The sequence below is a fragment of the Sphingomonas sp. SUN039 genome (assembly GCF_024758725.1).
Lineage (GTDB): Bacteria > Pseudomonadota > Alphaproteobacteria > Sphingomonadales > Sphingomonadaceae > Sphingomonas_O.
On sequence record NZ_CP096972.1, the window covers coordinates 2,162,576 to 2,182,152 of the forward strand.

Consider the following 19,577-nt stretch of genomic DNA (forward strand, 5'->3'; position numbering starts at 1 on the left):
TTCTCCTCGTCGCCCCAGTGCTGGGCCAGCATCTTACTACCTAAACCAGCAAAGCTGCTCGGACGTTGCGAGCAACGCGCCGTTCCTCCCCCACATGTCTTTCCTGGAAGCAATGGTCGCGGCATTTGCCCGTGTTCCGACCATGTCGCACAAGATGTAGTCGTCGCTGCAGGCGGCCAGTTCCTCGCTGGTCGCGTGGAAATAGATCGACAACGTGATCGTCGATGAGGGACGCGGGCCGTCACTGACGAAAAAGATACGCGGCGCACCGAGATCGGAAAGGAAGGCAAGCTGCACAGCATCCATCGGCCGCCCCGAACCGTCGCGTTCCCAATTCAGCGACCGCGTCGTCGTCTGATTGAAGAGATCGTCGCCCAGCGTAGGACGAACTTCGACGACCGAGGCGAACGTGCCGGGAAGGACGGCGCGTTGGATCGACGCGGGCGGCGGGGCCGCCGGCATCGTCACTTCGGTATGCACGCTGCTTTCTTTACGGTCGGCGAGCACCACAACGGCAGTCGCCAGCAAACTGTTTTCCGAAAGCACATCGCACCGCCAGTGCGTCAGCGATCGACCACCGCCAAGCCGGGTCGTTCGTACCTCCAGCCGAGCGCCCGGCACGACGCGATTGACGAAGTTGACCGTCATCGCCGACGCCGAACCCGCGGACTCGGCTTCGCTGAGGATCGTTTTCAGCAACAACGCTGCCGTCCACCCTCCGAACATCCCGCTATTCGCTTCATACTGCGGCGATGCCACGGCGGCCCATAGGCCCGGGCCAGTGTGTTCTATCGCGAGCGACGCTTCCAACGCATTGATCGGCCCGTCCGCCATCATTGCACTTCCTTCGCCCAATAGGCGTCCCTGATCAGCCGTTTGTAGAGCTTGCCGGTGTCATGCCGCGGCAGCTCTGCCATGAAATCGATGCGACGCGGGGTTTTTACGCCCGACAGCGCGGTTCGCGCATAGGCAATCAGTTCGTCGCGCAGCGCATCGTCTGCGTCCGCCATGTCGAGCGGCTGCACCACCGCCACGACCTGCTCACCCAGATCGTCATGCGGCGCACCGATCACCGCAACATCGGCAACCTTGGGGTGCGTGACGAGGTGGTTCTCGATCTCCTGCGGATAGATGTTCACCCCGCCACTGATGATCATGAAGCTCTTGCGGTCGGTCAGGAACAGATAGCCCGCTTCATCCACCCGCCCTACATCGCCGAGCGTCGTCCAGCTGTGCCGGTTGCGGCTAGCCGCCGTGCGTTCCGGGTCGTTGTGGTACTCGAACGGACGCGGCCCCTCGAAATACACCGTTCCCTCGACGCCGGGTCCGACGGACACGTCGTCCTCGTCGCAGATATGCAGCTTGGCCTCACCGATGCAGGTCCCGACCGATCCCGGCCGTTCGAGCCATTGCGCCGCCTTGATCGCCGTGAATCCGTTCGCTTCGGTCCCGGCATAATATTCGTCGATCACCGGCCCCCACCAGTCGATCATCGCGCGCTTCACCGGCACGGGACAGGGAGCGGCGGCGTGGATCGCGCATTTCAGCGACGAGACGTTGTAGCGGGCGCGTATTTCTTCGGGCAGTTTCAGCATCCGCACGAAATGCGTCGGGACGAACTGGCCTGAGTTGCATTTATACTGCTCGATGAACTTCAACGACGCCTCGGCATCGAACTTCGACATCAGCACGACAGTGCCGCCCAGCTTGTGCACCGTCATCGTCCAGCCGAGCGGTGCGGCGTGATAGAGCGGCGCGGTCGACAAATAGACACTGTCCGGCCCCAGCCCGAAAAACCCGTGCGCGAGCATCGCCAGCGGGGTTGCATGGTCGATGGCAGGATCGGCGGGCATCGCGGACAAGATGCCTTTGGGCCGCCCCGTCGTACCGCTCGAATAAAGCATCCCCGCCCCTGCCGTCTCGTCGGCGACCGGCGTTGCGGGCTGCGCGGCAAGCAGCGCTTCGAGCCGTGCAAAACCGGGGACGTCGCCGCCCAGACTTAGCCGCTCGATTTCGGTTGTCAGCGCGCTCGCGGTCTCGGCAAGCGGCGCACCCGCGACGAGCAGCTTCGCCCCGCTATCGCTCAGGATGTAGTCGACTTCGGACGCCGTCAGCTTCGACGAAATGCACACGAACCGCAGCCCGCACCGCTGTGCGCCCCAGGCGAGCGCGAAATAATCGGGGACATTGGTCAGGAAGAACGCGACCCGCTCGCCCGCCTCCAGCCCTTTCGACCGAAAGAACTGCGCGACCCGGTTCGACGCCGCGTCCAGCTCGGCATAAGTCGTGACCGCGCCGGTTTCGGCAACGATGACTGCCGCCTTGTCGGGCGTGGCGGCGGCATGGCGATAGGGGTGCATGGCTCTCTCCTGCCGCCGACTTTAGCGACGCGGTCGCTTTACGCAAACGTAAAGCCGTGCTTAGAGTCCGGCGATGACCCCTGATTTCGATCCTGCGATGCTGATCGCGATGATGACCGGTCGCAACCACAACGGGTTGCTCGGCACGCAGTACAGCGCGCACGGCGACGACTGGTGCGAGCTGTGCCTGCCGTACCGCGACGACCTGGTCGGCGATGCCGCATCGGGGATCATCGCGTCGGGGCCGATCATTACGATGATGGATTCGGCGACGAGCATCTCGGTGTGGCTGGCGACGAAGAAATTCCGCCCGCAAGCGACACTCGACCTGCGCGTCGATTACCTTCGCCCCGCCGGACCCGGCAAAACCGTCTATGGGCGCGGCGAATGCTACAAGGTGACGAAAAGCATCGCCTTTGTCCGGGGCGAGGCGCACGACGGCGACCCGGCCCGCCCGCTCGCGCATGTCGCCGGTACTTATATGTTCACCGATGGCTGAGTTCGCTTCGCCCTATGCCCGCACGCTCGGGCTCACGCAGGTGCGTGAGAGCGGGCGCATCGTCGTGACAATGCCACCGGGCGAGGGCGTCGCGGGTCGACCGGGGTTCCTCCATGGCGGGGCGATCGGCGGCCTGCTCGACTACGCTGCCTGGGTCGCGGTCATGGATGCGCTCGACGAAGGCGCGGCGATCAAGCCGGTCGGCATCACGGTCGACTTCATGCGCGGCGGCAAGATGGAGGACGCGCACGCCTCTGCCCGGATCGTCCGGATGGGCCGCCGCATCGCCAATGTCGCGGCGACCGCCTGGCAGGAGGACGAGGCCAAGCCGATTGCAACCGCGACGCTGAAATTTCTGGTGGTGCGCCCTTCTTAAGCGTCGATCGACGTCCCTGTCGCCCCGTGCACCAGCCCGCCGTCGACGGTAATCGTATCGCCGACCACATAATCTCCCGCGCGCGACGCGAGATAGATTGCCGCCGCCGCCAGATCCTCGGGCACGCCCAGCCGCTGCGACGGAATGCCCTTGGCCACTTCCTCGCCGTGGTCGCGTGCCGCCCGGTTCATCTCCGACGGATAGGCCCCCGGTGCAATCGACGTGACGTTGATGCCGTCCTTGACCAGCCGCGCCGCCAGCACCTTGGTCATGTAGATCAGCGCCGCCTTCGACGTCTGATAGCTGTAGGTCTCCCACGGGTTCAGCCGCTGGCCGTCGATCGAGGTGATGTTGATGACCTTGGCCGGTTGCGCGGGCGAGGCGGCGGCCTTGAGCGGCTCGAACAGCGCCTGCGTCAGGAAGAACGGCGATTTGACGTTCAGGTCCATGACCTTGTCCCAGCCGCTTTCGGGAAAGCTGTCGAATGGCCCGCCCCAAGCCGCACCGGCATTGTTGACGAGGATGTCGAGCTTGCTCTCGTGCTCGGCAAACTGCGCCGCGAGCGCCTTGCACCCGGCGACGGTCGACACATCCTGCGGCAGTGCGATACAGTTCGGCCCCAGTTCTTCGGCCGTGGCAAAGCACGCATCGGCTTTGCGCGACGAGATATAGACCTTCGCCCCCTGCGCGATGAAGCCCTCGGCAATCCATTTGCCGATATTGCGCGACCCGCCGGTGACGAGCGCGACCCGCCCGTCGAGGCGGAAGAGTTTGCTGGTGTCCATGACTTTCTCCCCTACCCGCCGCGCTTCAACGTCTCGCGGGCGATAATCAGCTGCTGTATCTGGCTCGTGCCCTCGTAGATCCGGAAAATCCGGACGTCGCGGTAGAAGCGCTCGATCCCGTAATCGGCCACATAACCCGCGCCGCCGAAAATCTGGACGGCCTTGTCCGCAACCCTGCCGACCATTTCGGACGCGAAATATTTGGCCGCAGCGGCTTCCATGACCACGCCTTCGCCCGCATCCTTCGCTGCCGCAGTTTGGAGCACCAGTGCCTTTGCCGCGAGGCATTCGGTTTTCATATCGGCGATCATGCCCTGGATCAGCTGGTGCTGGGCAATCGGCTTGCCGCCCTGAATGCGCTCATTGGCATAGGCGACCGAATCCGCGATCAGCCGCTCGGCCGCGCCCACGCAAACCGCCGCGATATGCAGCCGCCCGCGGTCGAGCACGCGCATCGCGACCTTAAAGCCCTCGCCCTCGGCCCCGAGCATATTCTCCGGCGGCACCGGCACATTGTCGAAATTGACGTCGCAGACATGCGCGCCCTGCTGGCCCATTTTCTTTTCGGGCGCGCCGATGGTCAGGCCCGGCGAGTCCGCAGGTACGAGGAACGCCGACACCCCGCGCGCGCCCTCCTCGCCGGTCCGCACCATCACCGTGAACAGCGAGGCACGGTCGGCATTGGTAATGTAGCGCTTGGTCCCGGTCAGCTTCCACTGGTTGCCGTCGCGGACGGCGCGGGTTTTGACGTTCGCGCTGTCGGACCCGATGTCGGGTTCGGTCAGCGCGAAACTCGTGATGATGTCGCCTGTCGCAATCCGGGGCAGCCACTGCGCCTTTTGCTCGGGCGTTCCCGCCATCACCAGCCCCTGCGACCCGATGCCGACATTGGTGCCGAAGGTGGAACGCATCGCGGGGCTGGTCTTGCCCAGCTCGATCGCAACCTTGATCTCTTCGAGCATCGACAGGCCGAGGCCACCATATTCGGGGGCGATCGACAGGCCGAACAGGCCCATCTCCTTCATCCCCGCAACCAGATCGGCGGGGACATCGTCGCTCTCGGCCACCTCGGCTTCACGCGGACGCAGTTTCTCCGCCACAAACCGCTGGATCATGTCGATCAGCGCGTCGAAGGTTTCTGCGTCGAGGGCCATCCTCAGTACCCGCTCATCCGCGCGACCCGCTCGGCGTGATAGCGCGCGTCACCGAAGAACTCCTCGAGTGCGCGGTCGCGCTTCATATACAGGCCGATGTCGTATTCGTCGGTCATGCCGATGCCGCCGTGCATCTGCACGCCTTCCTGCACCGACAGGCGCACGGCCTTGCCCGTTTTGGCCTTGGCGACCGCAACCGCGAGTTCGGCGCGCGGATCGCCCGCGTCGAGCAACTGCTGCGCCTTGAGCACCGTCGCGCGCGCGACTTCCATCTCGCCATAGAGATGCGCGGCGCGGTGCTGGAGCGCCTGGAACTCGCCGATCAGCTTGCCGAACTGCTTGCGCTGCTTGAGGTAGTCGACGGTCATGTCCATCGCGGCGGCGCCCACGCCGATCATTTCGGCGGCGGCCCCGACACGGCCCGCATCGAGCAATTTCGTCAGCACTGCCCAGCCGCCGTCGACCTCGCCGATCACGGCATCGGCATCGACTTCGACACCGTCGAATTTCACATGGCTGGCCAGCGAGCTGTCGAGCAACCGGCGCGGATCGGCGGTCTGGCCTGCATCTTTGGGCACCGCGAACAGGGTCAACCCCTCGCTCTCGCCCTCGGCCCCCGCCGTGCGCGCGACGACAATCGTCATGTCGGCGACATGACCGTTGAGCACGAACGACTTGGTGCCGGTCAGTTTGAAGCCGTTACCCGAGCGTTCGGCAGTCATCGTGCCATGGCGCGGATGATGCTTGGCACTTTCATCGACCGCGAGCGCGACGATGGCAGCGCCCGATGCGATCTTCGGCAGCCATTCCTCGCTCAGCCGTCCGCTCGCCTTGAGCGCCTCGACCGCCGCCACAGCGGTGGTGAGGAACGGCGAAGGCGTCAGGTTACGCCCGATTTCCTCGAGCACGATCCCCGCCTCGACATGGCCGAGCCCGAGTCCGCCGTTCGCCTCGGGCACCATGATGCCGGTGAAGCCCATTTCGGCGAACTGGCTCCACAGGTCGCGGCTGAACCCGGTCGCGTCATTGCTGTCGCGCAGTTGCCGCAAGTGTTTGACGGGTGCGGCATCCGCAAGGAACGGCTTGGCGGTGTCGCGGAGCATGTCCTGGTCTTCGGTCAGGTAGAGTGGCATTCGAATTGTCGCTTTCTTTAGGAGGCCGCTGCAGAGATGTAGGGTTTACTCGTTAAGCCGATTGCGAGACAAATCCCAATAATCAGTAATACATCTAAAACATAAACAAGTGCCTTGTATCTTTTCGATTCACACGCAAATGTTTCTTCGAAAATTAAGAAAATCTTACCTCTATACATAATAGCGTAGTCCATCTGTATAATAACGAAAATTAATGGCAAAATTATTATATATACCGCTACACTTCCAGTTGCTAAAAACTCTATGGCTTGTTTACTAACTAAAGAGATTACAGATATTATTATCAGCATAAAAATGGTCGAAACCCATGCTGCGGCGCTCCATTTCCTCATATACTGTGATGTAGAATCTGAATACCTGAACCACGGGGTGTAAAACAGTTCAAATATTTTGTGTACTGATCCATATATATGGATCAATACAACAGCGACTTCTCTCAACACGGCGACGACCGCTAAGCCCCCGGCAAATCCAATATCCGCTTGGCGACAACACCCAGCATCACTTCGGACGTCCCGCCTTCGATGCTGTTCGCCTTGGTGCGGAGCCAGCCGCGCGCAGGCGCACCGCCGGTTTCGCCTTCCCATTCGAGGGCGTCGCTGCCGCCTGCGGCCATGATGAGTTCGTGGCGGCGCTTGTTCAGTTCGGTGCCGACGTATTTCATCATATTGGGCTGCGCGGGGTGCGATTTGCCCGCTTTCATCTCGTCGACGAACTTCTCGCTCATCGCGCGAAACGCCATCACTTCGACATCGAAATCGGCCATGTCGGCACGCAGCACCGGTTCGGTACCCGCGACGCCCGCGAACTGTTTGCCGATCGACGCCATACCGGTGCCCAGGCCACCGCCCGAGATCATCTCGCGCTCATGCCCGAGCAGATATTTCGCCACATCCCAGCCGCGGTTCAGCTCGCCGACGATCTGGTGCTTGGGCACCACGACATTGTCGAAGAAGGTTTCGCAGAACGGTGAGTTGCCGCTGATCAGCAGGATCGGCTTGGTGGTCACACCCGGTGTGGTCATGTCGAACAACAGGAAGCTGATTCCCTGGTACTTGTTCGTCTTGTCGGTGCGGACGAGGCAGAAAATCCAGTCGGCCTTGTCGGCGTAGCTCGTCCAGATCTTCTGGCCGTTGACGACCCAGTGATCGCCCTTGTCTTCGCCATAGGTCTGCATCGACACCAGGTCGCTGCCCGAGCCGGGTTCGGAGTAGCCTTGGCACCAGCGGATTTTGCCCGCCGCGATCTCGTTCAGATAATGGACCTTCTGCTCTTCGGTCCCGAAATGCAGCAGCGCCGGCCCGAGCATCCAGATGCCGAAGCTCGACAGCGGCGGACGCGCTTTGATGCGGCCCATCTCCTCGCGCAGCACTTTGCCTTCGGCAGGCGAAAGGCCCGCGCCGCCATAGGCCTTGGGCCATTCGGGCACGGTGTAGCCCTTGGCCACGCACGCATCGAACCATGATTTCTGCGCGTCGTTCTTGAATTTCCAGTTGCGCCCGCCCCAGCAGACATCGTCCTCGTCGCGCACGGGTTGGCGCATTTCGGCCGGGCAATTCGCCTCCAGCCATGCGCGTGTTTCGGCGCGGAATTGTTCAAGATCGGACATGCGAGTCGCCTCTCCAAGCGTCAGGGAATTGCCGCACGCTATGCCTGCTTTACGTTTACGTCAACTGCATTGACCCGGCAATTTTAGCCGTCATGCTTGCCCGCAATGACCTCTGCCGAGCACCGCGTGCCTTTTCGCACCAAAGTCGCCTATGGGATCGGGGCCATCGCCTATGGCATCAAGGAAAACGGCTACACCACTTTCCTGCTGCTGTTCTACAATCAGGTCGTCGGCCTGCCCGCGGGCACTGTCGGGCTGATCGTCGCGGCGGCGCTGATTTTCGACGCGCTGCTCGACCCGCTCGTCGGATTCTTGAGCGACCGCACGCATACGCGCTGGGGGCGGCGGCATCCGTGGCTCTATGCGTCGGCGCTGCCCATCGGCCTGTCATGGGCGCTGCTGTGGAACCCGCCGCAGGGGTCCGAGGCGATGATCCTGGGCTGGCTCGGCGTCGTTGCCGTATTCACGCGCGCCGCAATCACAATGAACGAGGTGCCGAGTCTGGCCATCGCGCCGGAAATGACGCCCGATTACCATGAGCGTACCGCGGTGCTGCGCTATCGCTATCTGTTCGGCTGGGCTGGCGGGCTGATGATGCTGATGCTGGCCTATGGCGTGTTCCTGCCGGTCATGTCGGGTCCGGCGGCGCTCGCCGGGTTCAGCAATTACGGCCTGTTCGGCGCGGTGGTGATGACGCTGACCGTCCTCATTTCGGCCATCGGCACCCACCGTGCCCAGGCCAAGCCGCCACCGGCACGCATCGCGCCGCAACCGGCCAGCGAAACCGTGCGCCAGCTCCGCGAAACGCTCGGCAACCGCGCGTTTCTGATCCTGATGCTCGCGGGCCTGTTCGGCTATGTGAACCAGGGCGTCGGCTTTGCCATCTCGCAATATAATCTGAACTATGTCTGGTTGCTCAAGGGCGTCCAGCTCCAGCTGTACGCGCTGTCGCTGTTCGGCGGCATGGTCGCGATGTTCGTTGCCGTAATGCCTCTCGTCCGCCTGCTCGGCAAAATCCGTGCGAGCATGGTGCTGGCGGTAGGATCGGCCCTGTTCGTGTGCTCGACCTATGTCCTGCGCTTGCTCGGCCTGTTTCCCGAGGTCGGCTCACCGGCAATGCTGCCAGCCTTCCTTGTCCTCAACACGATCGGGACCGCGCTCGGCATCGGGGCGCTGATGATCGGGGCGTCGATGATGTCCGATGTCGTCGAGGCGTCGGAGGAGCAGACCGGCCGCCGCGAGGAAGGCCTGTTTTTCGCCGGCACCTTGCTGATGCAAAAGGCATCGACCGCGCTCGGCATCGGCATTGCGGGCCTTATCCTGCAATGGGCAGAATTCCCGGCCAGTGCGCGCGCAGGCCAGGTGCCGACCGAGATACTCGACAGCTACACATTGGCGTTCGTGTTCGTCACATTGGCGCTCGGCGCGCTGTCCGCACTGGCCGTCCGCCGATTCCCCTTCGGCGAGGCCGAACACCGTGCGCGTGTCGCCAAGCTTGCCGTAGCGTCGGACAATTAGGGCTGGACGCCCTTCGAGTCTCCGCGTCATAGGCTTGACGCAAACGTAAAGGAGAGCAGCTATGGACTTCGACCTTACCGAGCGGCAGCGCTATTGGCGCGACCGGGTGCGCGAGTTCATGAACCAGCACGTCTTCCCACGCGCGCAGGACTATTACGACCAGCAGAAGGAAGGCAGCCGCTGGAAAGTCCTGCAGGTCGTCGAGGACGAAAAGGCGCGCGCGAAAGCCGCGGGCATCTGGAACCTGTTCATGCCGCCGACCTCGGGCCGGGTGCATGTCGACGACAGTTTCGAATTCGACGGGCCGGGTCTGACCAACCTCGAATATGCGCTGTGCGCCGAAGAAATGGGCCGCATCGGCTGGGGCAGCGAGGTGTTCAACTGTTCCGCGCCCGACACCGGCAATATGGAAGTGCTCCATCGCTACGGCACGCGCGAACAAAAAGATCGCTGGCTGAAGCCGCTGATGGAAGGCGAAATCCGCTCCGCCTTCCTGATGACAGAACCTGCCGTCGCTTCGTCCGACGCGACCAATATCGAAACCGCGATCCGGCGCGAGGGCGAGGAGTATGTCATCAACGGCGTCAAATGGTGGTCGTCGGGCGCCGGCGATCCGCGCTGCAAGGTCGCGATCGTCATGGGCAAAACCGATTTCGAGGCGTCGCGGCACAGCCAGCAGTCGATGGTGCTGATGCCGCTCGACGCACCAGGCGTGAAGATCCTGCGCCACTTGCCTGTATTCGGTTACGACGACGCGCCGCACGGGCATATGGAAATCGAGCTGAAGGATGTCCTTATTCCGGTCAGCAACATGCTGCTCGGCGAAGGCCGCGGGTTCGAGATCGCACAGGGGCGCCTCGGACCGGGACGCATCCACCATTGCATGCGAACGATCGGGGTGGCCGAAGTCGCGCTCGAGAAAATGGTCAAACGGCTGATGAGCCGCGTCGCCTTCGGCAAGCGCATTTCGGATCATTCGATCTGGGAACAGCGCGTCGCAACCGCACGCACCGATATCGAGATGTGCCGCCTGTTGTGCCTGAAAGCCGCCGACATGATGGACAAGGCAGGCAACAAGGCCGCGCAAACCGAAATCGCGATGATCAAGGTCGCGGGGCCGAACATGGCACTGCGCATCATCGACGATGCGATCCAGGCGTGGGGCGGCGCAGGTGTCAGCGAAGACCCCGGCCTCGCCATGGCCTACGCGCACCAGCGCACGCTGCGGTTGGCGGATGGGCCGGACGAGGTCCACAACCGCGCCATCGCGCGGCTGGAGTTCGGGAAATATCGTGCGGATTGAGTTCCTGCCATGAAAGCCGCCGTCCTCTCCGCCGCGAACACCCCGCTCGTCATCGAGGACGTTCGCGTCGATGCCCCCCACGCGCATGAAGTCCTTATCCGCACGGTTGCGTGCGGTGTGTGCCGCAGCGACTTGCACTTCGTCGATGGCGCTTACCCGCACGCGATGCCGTGCATTCCAGGCCATGAGGCGGCGGGCATCGTCGAGGCGGTCGGGAGCGAAGTCCGCACCGTCAAAGTCGGCGACGCGGTCGTCACCTGTCTCTCCGCCTTCTGCGGCCAGTGCGAGTTTTGCGTGACCGGCCGTATGTCGCTCTGCCTCGGTGCCGACACCCGGCGCGGCAAGGACGAACCGCCACGCCTGACCCGCGAGGCCGACGGCAGCGTGGTCAACCAGATGCTGAATCTCTCGGCCTATGCCGAAATGATGCTCGTCCATGAGCACGCCTGCGTCCGCATCGATCCCGATATGCCGCTCGACCGCGCGGCGATTTTGGGCTGCGCGGTGGTGACCGGCGCGGGCGCGGTGTTCCACGCCGCCGATGTGACGCCGGGAGACACCGTCTGCATTATCGGCTGCGGCGGCGTCGGCCTTGCCGCCGTCAATGCCGCCAAGATCGCGGGTGCCGGTCGCATCATCGCGTGCGACCCCGTTGCCGAAAAACGCGAGCTCGCGATGAAACTCGGCGCGACCGACACGGTTGACGCCAGCATCGACGACGCGGGCAAGCAGGTCGTCGAACTCACCAAAGGCGGTGTCGATCACGCTATCGAAGCGGTCGGGCGTCCCGCCTCGGGCGATCTCGCCGTCGCCACCCTCAAACGCGGTGGCACCGCGACGATCCTCGGCATGATGCCGCTCGGGCACAAGGTCGGCCTCGGTGCGATGGACCTGCTCGGCGGCAAGAAATTGCAAGGCGCGCTGATGGGCGGCAACCGCTTCCCCGTCGATATCCCCCGCCTCGTCGATTTCTATCTGCGCGGGGCTCTCGATCTCGACACGATCATCGCCAGGCGCGTACCGCTGACCGCGATCAACGAAGCGTTCGACGATTTGCGAAAGGGCGACAGCGTGCGCACCGTGGTGGTGTTCGAATGAGTGTCCTCGACAACTCCTCCCCTGCGCTTAGCTGGGGAGGAATTAGATGAACGCCGAACAGGATTTCGTCGGCACGGTCGAACCGACTGGCCAAGACGTGCTCGACGCGGACAAGCTCGCCGACTGGATGACCGCGAACGTCTCCGGCTTCACCGGCCCCGTCACCGTTCGCAAGTTCGCGGGCGGGCAATCGAACCCGACCTACCGCCTCGACAGCCCCTCGGGCAGCTATGTCTTGCGCCGCAAACCTTTCGGCCCGCTGCTGCCCAGCGCCCATGCCGTCGACCGCGAATTTGCGGTGATAGCTGGACTCCACCCAACCGGCTTCCCGGTCGCGCGGCCCTATGGCCTGTGCACCGACGACAGCGTGCTTGGATCGTGGTTCTACGTCATGAGCATGGTCGAGGGGCGGACGATTTGGGACGGGTCGCTACCGACCGCGACGCCCGCCGAACGCACCGACACCTATAACGCGATGATCGACACGCTGGCCGCGCTCCACAACGTCGATCACGTCGCGGCAGGACTCGGCGATTTCGGCAAGGCAGGCAATTATTTCGAGCGCCAGGTCGGCCGCTGGACCAAGCAATATCGCGCCGCCGAAACCGAGACGATGCCCGATATGGAAGCGCTGATCGACTATCTGGCGCGCACGATCCCAGAGCAGACTCGGACCAGCATCGTCCACGGCGATTACCGCATCGACAACATGATCTTCGACGCCCACGAACCCAAAGTGCTGGCGGTCCTCGACTGGGAACTCTCGACGACCGGCGATCCGTTGGCCGATTTCAGCTATCTGATGATGAACTGGCTGACCCCGGCGGATCAACGCGCGGGCCTTGCCGGACTCGACCTGCCCGCGCTCGGCATCCCGACGCTCGACGAGGCAGTGGCGCGTTACTGCGCCGCGACGGGCCGCGACGGGGTGCCGCAGCTCGACTGGTATTTCGCCTTCGGCCTGTTCCGGCTGGCGAGCATCGTGCAGGGCATCAAGAAGCGCGTCATCGACGGGACGGCAAGTTCGGCGCATGCGGCGGAAATGGCGACGCGCGTCCCTTATCTCGCTGAACGGGCATGGGATTTCGCACGAAAGGCAGGCGCATGAGTCAGTTCGACATGACCGGCAAGGTCGCGATCATCACGGGATCGTCGCGCGGCATCGGCGAAGCCATCGCGCACGACATGGCCGATCACGGCGCGAAAGTCGTGATCACCAGTCGCAACATCGGACCCTGCGAAGAGGTGGCTGCCGCGATCAACGCCAAGCATCCCGGTGCCGCGATTGCGGTCGCCTCCTCGCTCTCGTCGAAGGACTCGCTGCAAGCGATGGTCGATGCGGGGCGTACCGCGTTCGGCAAGATCGACGTTCTCGTCTGCAACGCCGCCTCGAACCCGCATTACGGGCCGCTGGGCACGATTACCGACGAACAGTTCCGCAAGACGCTCGACAATAATATCGTCGCGCAGCACTGGCTGGTCACAATGGTTGCGCCGGAGATGCGCGCGCGTAAGTCAGGCTCCGTCATCATCATCTCGTCGATCGGCGGACTGCGCGGCACGCCGATCATCGGCGCCTATGGCATCACCAAGGCGGCCGACATCGCGATGTGCCGAAACCTCGCGCGCGAATTCGGCCCCGACAACGTCCGGATCAACTGCATCGCGCCGGGGCTGGTGAAGACAGACTTCGCGCGCGGCCTGTGGGAAAATCCGGAAAATCTGAAACATTCGACAGCAAGCGCGTGCCTCGGCCGCATTGGCGAACCGCATGAAATATCGGGTGCGGCAGTCTATCTCGCCAGCGAGGCGTCGAGTTTCATGACCGGCCAGACATTGGTGATCGACGGAGGTGCAGTCGTATGAGGTTGGCAGGAAAAGTCGCGATCATCACTGGCGCAGGGTCGGGCATTGGTCGAGCGTCGGCGTTGCTGTTTGCAAGCGAAGGCGCAAAGCTCGTCATCGGCGACAAAGCCGACAGCGTGCACGAAACCGCCAAACTCGTCACCGAAGCGGGCGGCACTGTCACCGCGATGCAGATGGATGCGGGCGTCGAAGGCGATGTCGCCAAAATGGTCGCGACCGCCGTCTCCTCCTACGGCGGCATCGATATCGCCTTTGCCAATGCAGGCGTGTCGGGCGGGATGGACGGGATTTTCGAAACGACGCCCGAACACATGGCCGAAGTCCTGCGCGTCAACCTCATCGGCCCGATGTTGATGGTGAAGCACGCGGGCAAGCGTATGTGGGACCAGGGACGTGGTGGATCGATCATCCTGACCGCGAGCGTTGCGGGGATACGCTCGGGCGCGGGCGGGCCGAGCTATTCCGCGTCGAAAGCGGGCGTCATCAACCTCGCCCAAACCTCTGCCCAGCAGCTCAGCGACACCGGCGTGCGCGTGAATGCGCTCTGCCCCGGCCTCACCGAAACCGGCATGACCAAGCCGACCTTCGACTATGCCCGCGACAAGGGCGTCGAGGAAAAGATCGGCCGCCTCAACCCGCTACGCCGCGCGGCGCAACCTATCGAACTCGCCAACGTTGCCCTGTTCCTTGCGTCCGACCAGTCGAGCTATGTCAACGGACAGGCCATCGCCGTCGATGGCGGCCTGTCGAGTTCGCACCCGGTGACGCGCCAGATGACAGGAAGGACAGCAGTATGAAATTTCGTGAACTCGGCGACAGCGGGATCTCGGTTTCCGAAATCTGCCTTGGCAGCTGGCTGACCTATGGCGTCGGCGTCGAAGCGGATGCGGCACGCGCCTGCCTCGACCGGGCCTTCGACGAAGGCATCAACTTCATCGACACCGCCAATATCTACGGGCGCGGTGCGGCGGAGACGTTTCTGGGCGAAGCGTTGAAGAGCCGTCCGCGCGACAGCTATGTCATGGCGACCAAGCTGTTCTTCCCGATGACCGATACCGACAAGGGTCTGTCGCGGGCGCAGGTGTTGAAGCAGGTCGATGCCAGCCTTGCCCGGCTCCAGACCGACTATATCGACCTCTACCAGTGCCACCGCTACGACACCGAAACGTCGATTGCCGAGACGATGGACGCGCTCAGCGACGTCGTCCGCCAAGGCAAGGTGCGCGCCATCGGCTTTTCCGAATGGTCGCCGCAGAACATCGAGGATGCACTGGCAGTGCCGGACAGCGTCAAGTTCGTCTCCTCCCAGCCACAATACTCGATGCTGTGGCGGCGACCCGAGGCGAAAGTCATTCCGCTGTGCGCCGCCAACGGCATTTCGCAGATCGTCTGGTCGCCGCTCGCCCAAGGCGTGCTGACCGGCAAGTACAAGCCCGGCGCACCGGTGCCCGAAGGCAGCCGCGCGACGAGCGATGCGATGGGCGGGTTCATCGGACGTTTTCTTGAGACGCCCGTGTTGGAGGCCGTCGCAAGACTTCAACCACTCGCAAACGAAGCAGGCTGCACCCTCGCCCAATTCGCGCTGGCATGGGTGCTGCGCGAACCAAATGTCGCTGCCGCCATCGTTGGCGCGTCGCGGCCAGATCAGGTTAGCGACAATGCGAAGGCCAGCGGGCTGGTGATCGACCCTGCGCTGTTCGCAAGGGCCGAGGCAATCGTGGGGGAATTGACTGCGTGACTCTCCCCACTCTTTCCGACCCGCACGACCTCGGCTTCGACGCCGCGCGCCTCGCCCGCATCGACGCGCATCTGAAGGCGAAATACATCGACGGCGGGCGCTTTCCCCATGCCGCTTTGCTGATCGGTCGGGGCGACGAACTCGCGCATCTCTCCGTCATCGGCGATGCCCGCCCCGGCGAGCCGCTCAAGACCGACGCCATCTTCCGCATCGCCTCGATGACCAAGCCGGTCACCTCGATCGCGTTCATGCAGCTGGTCGAACAGGGCCGCATCGCGCTCAGCGATCCGGTCGCCAAGGTGCTGCCCGACTTCGCCAAGACCGGCGTCTTCATCAGCGGCGGCGGCAACACGCCGTTCGTCACCCGCCCGCCCGCGTCGCCTATCCGCATGATCGACCTGCTGCGCCACACCTCGGGGCTAACCTACAGCTTTCAGGAACGCAGCAATATCGATGCGGCTTACCGCAAGCTGGGTTTCGAGCGGTTCGACGCAGGCCCGATCGACTCGTTCGTCTGGGAAGTTGCCAATCTGCCGCTCGAATTCGATCCCGGTACCGCTTGGAACTACTCGGTCTCGACCGACATTCTCGGGGCCGTCGTCGAGAAACTGTCGGGGCAGAATCTGTCCGACTATTTCGCCGAGCACATTTTTGACCCGCTCGGCATGATCGACACCGGGTTTCAGGTGCCTGCCGATAAGCTCGACCGCATGCCCGACTGCTACGTTTGGGATCCGGTCAAGCGGATGAAGATGTTCGACCCCGGCGCGAATTCGGCCTGGGCAAAGGCCCCCGGCTATTTCTCCGGCGGTGGCGGCCTTACTTCGACGCTTGCTGATTACCACCGCTTTGCGCGGATGCTGCTCAACGGCGGCGAACTGGACGGGGTGCGGATCGTGTCGCCGTACACGATGAAGCTGATGACCGCCAACCACCTCCCCGGCGGCGGTGACCTGACACAGATTTCGAAATCCCTGTTCAGCGAGGCAGAAAATGCGGGCATGGGCTTCGGCCTCGGCTTCGGTACCGTGATCGATGCGCCCGCGACGATGACCCACGGTAACGAAGGCGAGTTTTACTGGGGCGGGATGTTTTCGACAGCCTTCTTCGTCGATCCGGTCGACGACATCATCATGATCTTCATGACCCAGCTGATGCCCTCAAGCGCCTACCCCGTGCGCCGCGAAATCAAGACCATGCTTTATTCGGCCCTTGTTGGCTGACCCTTCGGAGAGAGAAATATGACCGACAGCCCGATCACCACCGAAATCCATGACGGCATCCTCGTCATCACCAGCAACAACCCGCCGGTAAACGCACTGGGGGCCGCCGTCCGCATCGGCCTCGATGCCGGGATTAAGGAAGCCATGTCAAACGACGCGGTGAAGGCAGTCGTCATCCGCTGCGACGGGCGCACCTTCTTTGCAGGCGCGGACATCACCGAATTCACCAAACCGCCGGTCATGCCGATGCTGCCCGAAGTCGTCGACACGATCGAGGCCTGCACCAAGCCCGTCATTGCCGCGATCCACGGCACCGCGCTCGGCGGCGGCTGCGAAGTCACGCTCGGCTGCCATTACCGGATTGCGGTGCCCAGCGCCAAGATCGGCACCCCCGAGGTGAAGCTCGGCCTGCTCCCCGGCGCGGGCGGCACCCAGCGCCTGCCGCGCACAGCGGGTATCGAAACCGCAGTCGAAATGTGCGCGGGCGGTGCACCGATCAGCGCGGCCAAGGCGCTCGAAGTCGGCCTGATCGACAAGCTCGCGGGTGAGGACACGCTACTCGCCGACGCGCTCGCCTTCGCGCAGGAATGCATCGCCAAGGGCCCGCGTCCGACGCGCAACCTACCCGTCAAGGGCGACCCCGCGAGCATCGAGGCCTATGCCAAGGCCAACGCCCGCAAGAACCGGGGCTTCGACGCGCCCGCCGCGAACATCGCCTGTGTCGAGGCGGCCACGCGCCTGCCCTTCGACGAGGGCATCGCCTTCGAGCGCACCGAATTCACCAAGCTGATGTTCGGCACCCAGTCCGCCGCGCAACGTCATATCTTTTTTGCCGAGCGCCAAGCACAAAAGATCGACGGCATCGGCCCCGACGTCCAGCCCCGCGAGATCAAGCGCGTCGGCGTGATCGGCGCGGGCACGATGGGCGGCGGCATCAGCATGAACTTCCTGAGCGCGGGCATCCCCGTCACCATCGTCGAAATGAAGCAGGAAGCGCTCGACAAGGGCACCGGCATCATCCGCAAGAATTACGAAGCGACCGCCGCCAAGGGCCGGATGAAGCCCGAACAGGTCGAAGCTGCGATGACCGCGCTGAAGCCCACGCTCGCCCTCGAAGACCTCGCCGATTGCGATCTCATCATCGAGGCGGTGTTCGAGCAGATGGAGATCAAGAAGGACATCTTCGGCAAGCTCGACAAGATCGCCAAGCCCGGCGCGATCCTCGCATCGAACACGTCATACCTCGACATCGACGAGATCGCGGCGAGCACCAGCCGCCCGCAGGACGTGCTCGGCATGCACTTTTTCTCGCCTGCCAACGTCATGAAACTCTTGGAAGTCGTCCGCGGCGCAAAGACCGCGCCCGATGCGCTGATGACGGCCATGGGTCTGGCCAAAAAAATCGGGAAAGTCGCGGTCGTTGCGGGCGTGTGCCACGGCTTCATCGGCAACCGCATGCTGATGCCGCGCCAGGTCGAGGCGAACAAGCTGCTGATGGAAGGCGCGACGCCGCAACAGATCGACAAGGTCCACGTCGATTTTGGCATGCCGATGGGGCCGTTCCAGATGGCCGACCTTGCCGGTGTCGACATCGGCTGGCACCGCGACCCGACCCGCATCGAAAACGTCCGCGACGCGCTCGCTGCCGTCGGCCGGTGGGGGCAAAAGACCGGCAAGGGCTATTATGATTACGATGAGAAGCGCAACCCGACGCCCAGCGCCGAAACGCAAAAGATCATCGACGAATTCGCCGCCAAATCGAACCTGCCGAAGCGCGAGATCAGCGACGAGGAAATCGTCGAGCGCACGCTCTACCCGATGGTCAACGAAGGCTATCTGATCCTTGAGGAAGGCAAGGCCCAGCGCGCATCGGACATCGATGTCGTGTGGATCTACGGTTATGGCTGGCCCATCTATCGCGGCGGCCCGATGTTCTGGGGCGACCTGGAGGGCGCGAAAAAGATCGTCGCGGGGCTGGAAAAGCACGGGTTCGCGGTGGCGAAGACTTTAAAGGCGAAAGCATGACGGGAGCGTCCGGCGCGGGGATCACTCTCCTCACGCCGGACCCCGACGATGACACGCGTTACGACGACTGGCGCGATCAGGCGGCGGAGATCACGGCACTGCTGCCCGATATCGGCATTGCCTATCGCGCGTGGAGCGCGCCGTTCGAACCTGCGCCGCTGACGCTGCCAGTGATGGCCTGGGGCTATCACCGCCACCTCGACCGCTGGTACGCTGCACTGGAGGCATGGGAAGCAACGGGCGCGCACTTTGCCAATCCGGTGCCGGTTTTGCGGTGGAACACCGACAAACGCTATCTGATCGATCTGGATGCACGCGGCATTCCCGCTGTTCCGACCATCGACGTGCCAGCACTGGATACCGCGTCGATGGAGAACGCCCGCCAGTCACTCGGCGCACGGGAGTTCATCATCAAACCGCCGGTATCGGCGGGGTCCGATGACACTTTCCGCCTGTGCGCGAACGACGCAGCGCCCGCCGCTGCACTGGGTCGCCGTATGCTTGTCCAGCCGCTGATGAGCGCGATACTCGACCAAGGCGAATGGTCGCTGTTCTACCTTGGCGGCCGGCTCGCGCATTGCATCGTCAAACGCGCGAAATCGGGCGACTTTCGCGTGCAGCCGCAGTTCGGCGGCCAAGTTACGACCGAAGATCCGCCACGCGCCGCGACCGATCTGGCTGAAACCGCGATCGCCGCTGTCGCCACCGACCTGCTCTACGCGCGCATCGATCTGGTTGCCGATGGTGCTGGGTTTCGCATTATGGAACTCGAGCTGATCGAGCCTTGGCTGTACCTGCACAAGGCGCGCGACGCGGGGCGTGCCTTTGCCGATGAAATTCGAAAGGCATTGTTGCGTCAGGTTGTTTGA

General features: G+C 63.4%; 18 protein-coding genes. 12 read left to right on the forward strand and 6 right to left on the reverse strand.

Annotated features, from left to right (window positions below; genetic code table 11):
- Nucleotides 1-36 precede the first annotated feature (36 nt).
- Both M0209_RS10610 and M0209_RS10615 read right to left on the reverse strand, forming a co-directional pair.
- Nucleotides 37-837 (reverse strand): acyl-CoA thioesterase II, encoded by an 801-nt coding sequence (locus tag M0209_RS10610; protein ID WP_258888241.1) that lies wholly within the window; start codon nucleotides 835-837, stop codon nucleotides 37-39.
- Nucleotides 834-2,360: an acyl-CoA synthetase gene (locus M0209_RS10615; RefSeq protein ID WP_258888242.1), complete on the reverse strand. Its 1,527-nt coding sequence runs from the start codon at nucleotides 2,358-2,360 to the stop codon at nucleotides 834-836. Before M0209_RS10615 ends, M0209_RS10610 begins: the two co-directional genes overlap by 4 nt.
- 73 nt (nucleotides 2,361-2,433) lie before the next feature.
- Between M0209_RS10615 and M0209_RS10620 the strand changes: the two genes are divergently transcribed.
- Together M0209_RS10620 and M0209_RS10625 are read left to right on the forward strand one after the other, a co-directional pair.
- Nucleotides 2,434-2,859 carry a PaaI family thioesterase gene (locus M0209_RS10620; RefSeq protein WP_258888243.1) on the forward strand — a complete coding sequence of 142 codons (426 nt, stop codon included), beginning with the start codon at nucleotides 2,434-2,436 and terminating at the stop codon, nucleotides 2,857-2,859.
- Nucleotides 2,852-3,235 (forward strand): PaaI family thioesterase, encoded by a 384-nt coding sequence (locus M0209_RS10625; protein ID WP_258888244.1) that lies wholly within the window; start codon nucleotides 2,852-2,854, stop codon nucleotides 3,233-3,235. The genes M0209_RS10620 and M0209_RS10625 overlap by 8 nt, the downstream gene beginning before the upstream one ends.
- On the opposite strand, the gene M0209_RS10630 is transcribed toward M0209_RS10625, so the two are convergent.
- From M0209_RS10630 to M0209_RS10645, 4 genes are all read right to left on the reverse strand, one after another.
- On the reverse strand, nucleotides 3,232-4,020 hold the full coding sequence (locus M0209_RS10630; protein ID WP_258888245.1) for an SDR family oxidoreductase: 789 nt from the start codon (nucleotides 4,018-4,020) through the stop codon (nucleotides 3,232-3,234). The two genes, M0209_RS10625 and M0209_RS10630, sit on opposite strands and share 4 nt — an antisense overlap.
- 11 nt (nucleotides 4,021-4,031) lie before the next feature.
- Nucleotides 4,032-5,174: an acyl-CoA dehydrogenase family protein gene (locus tag M0209_RS10635; RefSeq protein WP_258888246.1), complete on the reverse strand. Its 1,143-nt coding sequence runs from the start codon at nucleotides 5,172-5,174 to the stop codon at nucleotides 4,032-4,034.
- Between the two features lie 2 nt (nucleotides 5,175-5,176).
- Nucleotides 5,177-6,307, reverse strand: coding sequence for an acyl-CoA dehydrogenase family protein (locus M0209_RS10640; RefSeq protein ID WP_258888247.1), 1,131 nt, complete (start codon nucleotides 6,305-6,307; stop codon nucleotides 5,177-5,179).
- A 475-nt stretch (nucleotides 6,308-6,782) separates the two neighbouring features.
- A complete protein-coding gene (locus tag M0209_RS10645; RefSeq protein WP_258888248.1) occupies nucleotides 6,783-7,937 on the reverse strand; it encodes an acyl-CoA dehydrogenase family protein in 1,155 nt (384 codons plus the stop codon).
- A gap of 105 nt (nucleotides 7,938-8,042) precedes the next feature.
- Here M0209_RS10645 and M0209_RS10650 point away from each other — a divergent pair, with 105 nt between their 5' ends.
- From M0209_RS10650 to M0209_RS10695, 10 genes are all read left to right on the forward strand, one after another.
- On the forward strand, nucleotides 8,043-9,455 hold the full coding sequence (locus tag M0209_RS10650) for an MFS transporter (RefSeq protein WP_258888249.1): 1,413 nt from the start codon (nucleotides 8,043-8,045) through the stop codon (nucleotides 9,453-9,455).
- A gap of 61 nt (nucleotides 9,456-9,516) precedes the next feature.
- Nucleotides 9,517-10,758 carry an acyl-CoA dehydrogenase family protein gene (locus tag M0209_RS10655; RefSeq protein ID WP_258888250.1) on the forward strand — a complete coding sequence of 414 codons (1,242 nt, stop codon included), beginning with the start codon at nucleotides 9,517-9,519 and terminating at the stop codon, nucleotides 10,756-10,758.
- 9 nt (nucleotides 10,759-10,767) lie between these two features.
- Nucleotides 10,768-11,856, forward strand: a complete 1,089-nt coding sequence (locus M0209_RS10660; protein ID WP_258888251.1) for a Zn-dependent alcohol dehydrogenase — start codon at nucleotides 10,768-10,770, stop codon at nucleotides 11,854-11,856.
- A 46-nt stretch (nucleotides 11,857-11,902) separates the two neighbouring features.
- Nucleotides 11,903-12,964 carry a phosphotransferase family protein gene (locus M0209_RS10665; protein ID WP_258888252.1) on the forward strand — a complete coding sequence of 354 codons (1,062 nt, stop codon included), beginning with the start codon at nucleotides 11,903-11,905 and terminating at the stop codon, nucleotides 12,962-12,964.
- Complete coding sequence (locus M0209_RS10670) at nucleotides 12,961-13,722, forward strand: SDR family oxidoreductase (protein ID WP_258888253.1); 762 nt, start codon at nucleotides 12,961-12,963, stop codon at nucleotides 13,720-13,722. Before M0209_RS10665 ends, M0209_RS10670 begins: the two co-directional genes overlap by 4 nt.
- Nucleotides 13,719-14,519: an SDR family NAD(P)-dependent oxidoreductase gene (locus M0209_RS10675; protein ID WP_258888254.1), complete on the forward strand. Its 801-nt coding sequence runs from the start codon at nucleotides 13,719-13,721 to the stop codon at nucleotides 14,517-14,519. The genes M0209_RS10670 and M0209_RS10675 overlap by 4 nt, the downstream gene beginning before the upstream one ends.
- The gene (locus M0209_RS10680) at nucleotides 14,516-15,460 is read left to right on the forward strand and encodes an aldo/keto reductase family protein (protein ID WP_258888255.1); all 945 of its coding nucleotides are present in this window, start codon (nucleotides 14,516-14,518) and stop codon (nucleotides 15,458-15,460) included. Before M0209_RS10675 ends, M0209_RS10680 begins: the two co-directional genes overlap by 4 nt.
- Nucleotides 15,457-16,683 (forward strand): serine hydrolase, encoded by a 1,227-nt coding sequence (locus M0209_RS10685; protein WP_258888256.1) that lies wholly within the window; start codon nucleotides 15,457-15,459, stop codon nucleotides 16,681-16,683. The genes M0209_RS10680 and M0209_RS10685 overlap by 4 nt, the downstream gene beginning before the upstream one ends.
- Nucleotides 16,684-16,701: 18 nt before the next feature.
- Entirely contained in the window at nucleotides 16,702-18,708 is a 2,007-nt protein-coding gene (locus tag M0209_RS10690; RefSeq protein ID WP_258888257.1) for a 3-hydroxyacyl-CoA dehydrogenase NAD-binding domain-containing protein, read from the forward strand.
- Nucleotides 18,705-19,577 (forward strand): RimK family alpha-L-glutamate ligase, encoded by an 873-nt coding sequence (locus tag M0209_RS10695; RefSeq protein ID WP_258888258.1) that lies wholly within the window; start codon nucleotides 18,705-18,707, stop codon nucleotides 19,575-19,577. The genes M0209_RS10690 and M0209_RS10695 overlap by 4 nt, the downstream gene beginning before the upstream one ends.